The 7,419-nt window shown below is 66.7% G+C and carries 7 protein-coding genes; 4 read left to right on the top strand and 3 right to left on the bottom strand.

From position 1 onward, the window contains the following. Nucleotides 1-726, top strand: a 726-nt coding sequence (locus tag U9980_RS13485) for an HdeD family acid-resistance protein (protein WP_322768224.1), incomplete at its 5' end; no start/stop codon positions are given. Between the two features lie 44 nt (nt 727-770). Here the strand turns inward: U9980_RS13485 and U9980_RS13490 are convergent. The 3 genes from U9980_RS13490 to U9980_RS13500 form a co-directional block, all read right to left on the bottom strand. Beyond that, nucleotides 771-2,108, bottom strand: coding sequence for a cytochrome P450 (locus U9980_RS13490; RefSeq protein ID WP_322768225.1), 1,338 nt, complete (start codon nt 2,106-2,108; stop codon nt 771-773). A 157-nt stretch (nt 2,109-2,265) separates the two neighbouring features. Next, nucleotides 2,266-2,649 (bottom strand): DUF202 domain-containing protein, encoded by a 384-nt coding sequence (locus tag U9980_RS13495; RefSeq protein WP_322768226.1) that lies wholly within the window; start codon nt 2,647-2,649, stop codon nt 2,266-2,268. Continuing rightward, on the bottom strand, nt 2,646-3,092 hold the full coding sequence (locus U9980_RS13500; RefSeq protein WP_322768227.1) for a YidH family protein: 447 nt from the start codon (nt 3,090-3,092) through the stop codon (nt 2,646-2,648). The genes U9980_RS13495 and U9980_RS13500 overlap by 4 nt, the downstream gene beginning before the upstream one ends. Before the next feature lie 280 nt (nt 3,093-3,372). On the opposite strand from U9980_RS13500, the gene U9980_RS13505 reads away from it, so the two are divergent. The 3 genes from U9980_RS13505 (at nt 3,373) to U9980_RS13515 (ending at nt 7,415) form a co-directional block, all read left to right on the top strand. Next, complete coding sequence (locus U9980_RS13505) at nt 3,373-4,539, top strand: glycoside hydrolase 5 family protein (RefSeq protein ID WP_322768228.1); 1,167 nt, start codon at nt 3,373-3,375, stop codon at nt 4,537-4,539. Between the two features lie 351 nt (nt 4,540-4,890). Beyond that, entirely contained in the window at nt 4,891-6,255 is a 1,365-nt protein-coding gene (locus U9980_RS13510; protein ID WP_322768229.1) for a glycosyltransferase family 2 protein, read from the top strand. A 23-nt stretch (nt 6,256-6,278) separates the two neighbouring features. Further along, nucleotides 6,279-7,415 carry a glycoside hydrolase family 113 gene (locus U9980_RS13515; protein ID WP_322750621.1) on the top strand — a complete coding sequence of 379 codons (1,137 nt, stop codon included), beginning with the start codon at nt 6,279-6,281 and terminating at the stop codon, nt 7,413-7,415. Nucleotides 7,416-7,419 lie beyond the last annotated feature (4 nt).

Here is a 7,419-nt window from a genome sequence, read left to right on the forward strand (position 1 = left end):
GCTGGAGGCGTTCCGTGGTGGCTCGTCCTCGCTGTGGGGATCGCCTGGGCCTTGTTCGCCCTGGCGATGATCCAGTTCGATCTGACGACCGAACGGTCCATCGCGGTACTACTGGGTGTCGTCCTGCTTGTCAGTGCAGTGAGTGAGTTGCTCGCCACGACTGCGACAGCACGGGACTGGCGCTGGTCACACGCCCTGCTCGCGGTGCTCTTTGTCGCCGGTGGCGTGGTCGCGTTGGCCTGGCCGGATCCGACCTTCACGGTGGTGGCCCGGATCGTAGCCTGGTACCTGTTGGGCAAGGGTATTTACGATGTTGTGAACGCCTTCGTCGCGCGCCGCGCCGAGCTGCGCACGACAGAACTTCGCACGACAGAACTTCGCGGAACCGCACAGTGGTGGATGCCGCTGATCGTCGGCGCGTTCGAGATCGGGGTTGCCTTCTGGGCCGCCGCCTATCCGAACCGCTCCCTCACCCTGCTGGTTCTCTGGGTGAGTCTTGCGGCACTGGCCACCGGGCTGACGAAGATTGCAATGGCTACCCGGATGCGGGGTGTCCGGCGCGAGCTTGCGGCGCTGGACATGTTCCCGTCCACCGGATTCGGCGCCCCCGCAGTTAGCGAAGCCACCCGTACACATGCGCGTACCGAAGCGCATGCGCGTACCGAGGCACAAACGCGTACCGAAGCGACCGCGGGAGAAGCCCGCGGCCAGGGGCGCTTCGCCTGAGAGCCGGTGTGCCATCCACTTCCGTGACTGACGTGTGCGCACGGTCAGTTTTCGGTGGCGCCGACGGGCGGGTGAGTTCTGCTCTCCGGGGTAACCGGTATCGCCGCGTACCCGCGTAGGACCCGGGTCTGCCGTCGGCGGGGCTCGTCGGCGAACGCCAGATCCGGATACCGCTCGAACAGCTTACGAAGGCCGATCTCACCTTCGAGGCGGGCGAGCGCGGCACCGAGGCAGTAGTGGATGCCGTTGGAGAAGGCCAGATGTTCTCGGGCGTTGGCTCGCCGGACGTCGAAAGAGTGGGGATCGGTGAAAATGGCCGGGTCCCGGTTGACGCCGCCGAGAAAGACAGCCACCAGTTGGTCGGCCTGTATCGGAACACCGCAGATCTCGGTGTCCTCGTGCGCGAATCGGGCGGCGATTTGTACTGGTGATTCGTACCGCAGGATCTCCTCGACGGCATTGGGCCACAGGCCCGGGTCATCGCGCAGGAGCGTCTGTTGCTCGGGATGGCTCAGCAGCAGGACGGTGCCGTTTCCGAGCAGGTTGGCGGTCGTCTCGAAGCCTGCTGCGAGCAGTAGTTGTGCGGTCGCGGTCAATTCCGTCTCGTTCAGTCGCTGGCCTTCGTCGACGGCGAGGACCAGCTTGCTGAGCAGATTGTCGCCCGGGTTGCGGCGCAGGCGTTCGAAATGCCCGTGCAGCCAGGTGTTGATATCCCGGAGCGCATTCTCCGCATGCCGGTACTCCGGGTAGGACAGGCCGATGTCGAGACTCGGTGCCGCCGCGGTGCCCCAGGCCAGCAACTGTGCGCGCATATCGGCCGGAATGCCGAGGATTTCGGCTATCACCGTGACCGGCAACAGGCTGGCGTAGCGGCCGACGAGGTCGACCCCGGCCGCGCCCGCCATGTCGTCGAGGAGCTCGTCGGCGGTCTCCTCGATACGTCCACGCAGGTTCTCGATCGCTCGGGGCGTGAACACCTTCGACACGAGTCTGCGATAGCGAGTGTGGTCGGGCGGGTCGACGGCGAGCAACGACGGCGGGTTGAGCGGGCCGTTGACCCTTTCATCGCGGGATGCGGCCCACACCATGCGCAGGAGCCGAGGAAGCGCCGAGCCGTCGAACCCGACCCGGAACTGCTCACCGCGCAGGACGGCAGCCGCGGCCTGGTGGCTGACAGTCATCATTGCCAACCGTCCGGATGTGAAAGCGCCCTGCGAGCGCATCTCGTCGTACAGCGGGAACGGGTCGGCACGAAGCGTCGGATCGGTGAGTAGGAGCGTGTGCTGATCACCCCGACGCTGGGCTGTGCGTATCACGGCCCGCGCCGCGCCGTGCCGGACCGCCCAGCGCATTCTGGTCCCCATTGGTGTACCGCGCATCATCGGCACCGTCCTTTCACCGAAATCGTCCCTCCATCGGACCGCACGGTCGTGCGAATCGAACGATTGAGCTGTGTGACCGGCGTGAGACCGGCGTGCGAAAGCGCGGCGAGGTGCGTGCCCCGGCCCCGCGACGCCGCGTCCCCTGTTGCCGGGCGCTCTAAAAGGCACCCGCCAGCAGGACGAGGAGCCCGCCGACGGCGACCAGGCTCGCGGCGGCCGCGACTGCGCCGACCGCGGTCGGCGCCGATACGCCGGGCCCACCCATATCTGCACCCGTACGTGCACCGGCGACGGCCTGCCGGTAGCGGAGGAGTCCACGCAGCATGATCACCGCACCGGTTGCCAGCCCGAGGATCCCGGGAAGCCCGGCGCCCAGGCGGCCCAACGGGCCCAGGTGACCCAGGTGGTGTGTTGCGTGCACGAGAAACACGCCGACGGCGGCGAAGGACAGGCCGGTGCGCTGCCAGGCGAGGTAGGTGCGTTCGCTCTGCAGCCCCGGGTCGGGTATCTCGTCGGGGTGCCCGACGGCGGGCCGGGTCATCGACCTGCACCTCCGGAGCTGTACAGGATGGATGCCAGGGCGATCAGGCTCACCAATGTGATCACGACACCCAGCAGGCGGGGTACCTGCGACGGGGGCAGCGGCCGCCCGAGCCGCAGGGCGCGTTCCACGTCCGCCCAGTGCCGGTAGCTGGTCGTGGAGATGACGATGCTCATGATGACGAGCGTGACGCCGAGGACGTGACGGCTGCCGGGGAAACCGAAGTCCGGCACGACCTGCACGACCGCGACACCGCCTGCCAACAGCGCCAGCGCGGTTCGGATCCAGGCGAGAAATGTCCGTTCGTTGGCCAGTGTGAAACGGTAGTCCGGCTCCGACCCGACCTGGCGGACGTCGGTGGCGCTCGGCCACTGCCGGCGCAGGCCCAACCGCCACGGCTGGCGCCCTGGCGGGCGCACATCCGCAGACGAACGTCTGGTCATTCGCACGTCGGTGCCTGTGCGCCAAGCCCGCCGGAGAGCGGTGGGCCGCCACCGCGACGATCGTTCACCATGGGTGTCATCCCCGTCCCGCTGCCGTCGGAGAGATCGTCGATGCCGCCTGCCAATGCCCGTCCATCCCAAGCGTCCGTGGCCGGCGCCACCCGGTTGACGCCGGTATCAGCGGATTCGGTGCCGCTGTTCGTCTATGGAAGTCTGCTGTTTCCCGAGGTCGTCCGCATCCTTATCGGCCGTGGCCCCGGCCCGACAGCAGGAGGTCGCCATGGACCATGATCGAACGGATCCGCAGGCTGGAGCGGCCTCGGCCGGACCGGCAGCCGGTGGGTACGGCCCCCGCGCGTTCGTCACCGTGAGCCGTGGCGGCACCGCAAGTCGTAGCGGCACCGCGAGCCGTAGCTGCTTCACCGTCGACGGCCGCCGGTTCCGCTTCGGTGGCACGAACAACTACTACCTCCACTACAAGGGTCGTCGCATGACCGACCGCGTGCTCACGGACGCCCGGTCGATGGGGCTGCGGGTGGTGCGCTGCTGGGGTTTCCTCGACGGTTCCGCGGCCGACGGGGTCGTGCTCCAGCCGGCGCCCTTCACCTATGACGAGGACGGTTTCGAGCACCTGGATCACGCCGTGTTCAGGGCCGGCCAGCTCGGGCTCCGCCTCGTGATCGTGCTGACGAACAACTGGAGTGATTTCGGCGGGATACCGCAGTACGCCACCTGGTTCTCGGCCGAGCACGACGACTTCTTCCGGCGCCGTGACATCAGGAACTGCTATCAGGCCTGGGTGGGGCATGTGATCGGCCGGCGGAATCGGTACACCGGGCTGCGGTACGACGCCGACCCGACAATCATGGCGTGGGAGCTGGCGAACGAGCCTCGCTGCCCGTCCGACACATCTGGTGACACGCTGGTCGCCTGGGTCGAGGAGATGAGCCGCTATGTGAAGGGACTGGCGCCACGCCAGCTGGTCGCCGTGGGCGATGAGGGCTTCTACGGTCGGGCCGACGAGCCATCCCACCCATATTCCGATCATGAAGGGGTGACCTGGCGTCGGCTCATCGCATTGCCTGCCGTGGACTACGGTACGTTTCACCTGTATCCGCAACGCTGGGGTGATATGACCCCGGACTGGGGCATTCAGTGGATCCGTGACCATATCCGCGACGCCCGCAGGGCCAAGAAGCCGGCGGTGCTCGAGGAGTTCGGCTGGCGAGCCGACGAAGCGACCCGTAATGCGATCTACCGGGCGTGGACGGACGCGGTCGAGCGGTTCGACGGCGACGGGGACAACTTTTGGATCCTCACCGGTCGCAATGACGATGGATCCCACTATGCCGACTATGACGGCCTTCGCGTGGTCAACCCGTCGACTACGGCAGCCCTTCTCGCGGACCATGCCGGGCGGATGTCTGCCGGTCATGAGCGACCATGAGCGGCCATGAGCCGCCGTGAGAGCCATCCGCAGTAACAGGACGTGAAGACGGCTGCTGGGGGAGCCGCCCATGGCTGGTGGGACGGCCAATGCGACGTGTCCGGTCTTAGGGGCGTATTCTCCGAAGGCCGTGATTGGTCTCACGTTCGGGGGAGTCGGGTGACAACGTCACATCAGTTGGTCATGTACCGGGTATCCCCGCTATTGACCTATCCCGACGAGCCGGGGACGACTCCGCTTCCATCCGAGCCGAGCTGGTCTGAACCTGAGCCGAGCTGGTCTGAACCCGAAACGACTCCGCTTACGTTGCCTCGGGAGCGGCAGGCGGGGGCATGGCGCCCTGGTTACGCCGTGTTCCTGATCGTCTTTTTGATCTTTTCTGCCTTCGGATGGTGGGCCTGGGCCCGCGACTCCGGTTTCGGTTTCCTCGGTTGGATTGCCACCGTGGTCTGGACTGTGCCCATCAGCGGTACGCTCCTGGGCCTGTCCGGCGGTCTGCTCACGACAGCCCGTCTCCGTCGGGACCGAAGGCTGCCGCCTACCGCGGCTATGGTTTACGACCTGCTGGTGGTGGTCGTCCCCACCATCGGGCGGCACGACACCTATCCCGCCCTGGAACGGGCGGTCGCCTCGTTCTGTCGCTATCTACCCGCATACTTCCCGAACCTGCGGGTGGACGTGGTGATCGAGGAGGGGTGCGAGGCCCGCGAACAGATCGCCAGACTAGCTGCGGTGACTGCACGAATCCGGATCATCACGGTACCGCGCGGTTACCGCACGCCCAACGGCACCCGATTCAAAGCCCGCGCGAACCACTACGTCAACGAGGTCCGCTGCGCCGAGGGCGAGGCCCGTGATGACGTGTGGGTGCTGCACATGGACGACGACACCGGTGTCGGTCCCGACACCACCGAGGCCGTGGCCCGGTTCATCAACGCGCAGTGGCTGGCTGGCGAGAATGCCCGGCATCTCGCCCAGGGCGTGCTCAGCTATCCCCGGGAACATGCGGTGAACCCGTTGCTCTGGTTGGCCGACGCCGTCCGCCCCGGTTGTGACATCAGCATGTTCGCGGCCACCACCGGTCGTGGCATGCCGCGCGCCGGGCTCCACGGGGAACTCCTGCTGGTGCGAGCCTCCATCGAGGCCGAGATCGGCTGGGACTTCGGCTCCCAGTCCATCGTCGAGGACGCCGAATTCGCGCTGCGTTTCTGTGACCGGTACCCGCGGCGCAGTGACTGGTTCCCGGGCCGCTCCTACGGTGCGTCACCGGCAAGCGTGGCCGACTTCGTTCGCCAACGGGAACGGTGGGCGTGGGGCCTGTTCATGCTTTCGGCCAAACGCTCCATCCCGCTGCGCCGCCGGTTACTCCTCCTACACAATGTCATCATATGGGCGTCCGGGCCGATGCAGCATCTCGGTTTGATCATATTGATCGGCGCCCTTCTGGGTGATACCGACACCTCGCCGGCCAGTGCCGTGGTTCTGCCGATATGGGCGCTCAACATGGCTTACAGCGTCTGGTTGTACTGGGAGGGAATGAAGATTAACGCGCTGGCCTCGGCGCAGATCCGACGGCGGCTGTGGTGGGAGCCTGTCTGCCTAGTGCTTCTCATGCCGGTTTTCTCTCTGCTGGAGGCGGTGGCCGTGCTCCGGGGGCTGGTGCGTTTTCTGCGTAATGGCGAATCGACCTTCACCGTGATCGCGAAGCCGATGTGATTGTCGCGAGCAGGGTGCGCGCTGTGGCGGCGCTGCTTGTCGTACTGGTCGGGCTCACCGTGGCGACCGCTTGTGCGTCCGCGTCCGCCGACCGCACTCCCTCGTTCCGGCCGGCCACACTGGCTGCCGCGGCCGGGAATGCGGACGGCCCAGCCGTCGTCCCGGGCCCTCGGATTGCCTTTCCCTGGCGGCCGGGCCGGCCCGAACTCGGCGTACAGGTCTACTGGGATGACAACCCCGACGAATCCGCTCAGGCAGTGGCTCTCAAGGCGGCGCGGATCGTCGACTACATCGTGGACCTGGATGCCAACGCGATAAGTATTTCCTTTCCGTTCTTCACCGACGCTGTCAGGTCCAGTACGGTTCACGCTGCCCGGGGTACGCCCGCACCGGAACGGCTCGGCATTCTCCTGGACGAGGCGGCGCGGGAGGGACTGCGGATCACCCTGCGCCCGACCCTCGACGAGAAGTCCCTGGTCGCGGCCAACCCACGGGATTGGCGCGGTACCATCAACCCGATCAGCAGGGATGCCTGGTTCGCCTCGTACCGTGGCTTCCTCGCTCCCTATCTGGCGTTGGCTGAACAGCACCACCTCAATACGGTCGTCCTTGGTACCGAACTCAATTCGCTGGAGGGCGACCCACGCTGGGGGAATCTGGCCGCGTATACCCGGACGGTGTTCACCGGTGAGATCGCGTACGCGTTCAACTGGGACGTGTTCGTTCGCACCCGGGTTCGGATGCCGGTGGATCGCGTCGGCGTGGACGCCTATCCGGAGCTTCCGCTGGGTGACGACGCCTCGGTGGCGGAGTTGGCCACCGCCTGGAACAGGTGGTTGAACCAGAAGGCGCCTGGCGTCATGCCACAGGTGATGCTGTACGAGGTGGGGGCAGCCGCACAGCCCGGCATCTACCGGCACCCGGCTACTCCGCAGACCGACGGTATGCCCGTGATTCCCGAGCTCCAGAAACGCTGGTTTGTCGCCGCCTGCCAGCTGGCCCGCGAACGTGCCCTGGCCGGTCTCTACTGGTGGCGGGTGGATTTTCACGTCAACCCGGCCACTGCGGACCCGCTGCGGGACCGGCACGAGTCATTTGTCGGCCGCCCGGCCGAACAGGCGATCCGGGACTGCTTCTCGGCCTGGGGGGAGGGGAGCTGAGTCC

It is taken from the genome of Protofrankia sp. Cr1 (assembly GCF_963555865.1).
Lineage (GTDB): Bacteria > Actinomycetota > Actinomycetes > Frankiales > Frankiaceae > Protofrankia.

Bases quoted from the DNA above. Each gene is read 5' to 3' on its own strand.
- U9980_RS13500 (WP_322768227.1), bottom strand. From the start codon at position 3,092: ATGACCAGACGTTCGTCTGCGGATGTGCGCCCGCCAGGGCGCCAGCCG.
- U9980_RS13505 (WP_322768228.1), top strand. From the start codon at position 3,373: ATGGACCATGATCGAACGGATCCGCAGGCTGGAGCGGCCTCGGCCGGA.
- U9980_RS13490 (WP_322768225.1), bottom strand. From the start codon at position 2,108: ATGATGCGCGGTACACCAATGGGGACCAGAATGCGCTGGGCGGTCCGG.
- U9980_RS13495 (WP_322768226.1), bottom strand. From the start codon at position 2,649: ATGACCCGGCCCGCCGTCGGGCACCCCGACGAGATACCCGACCCGGGG.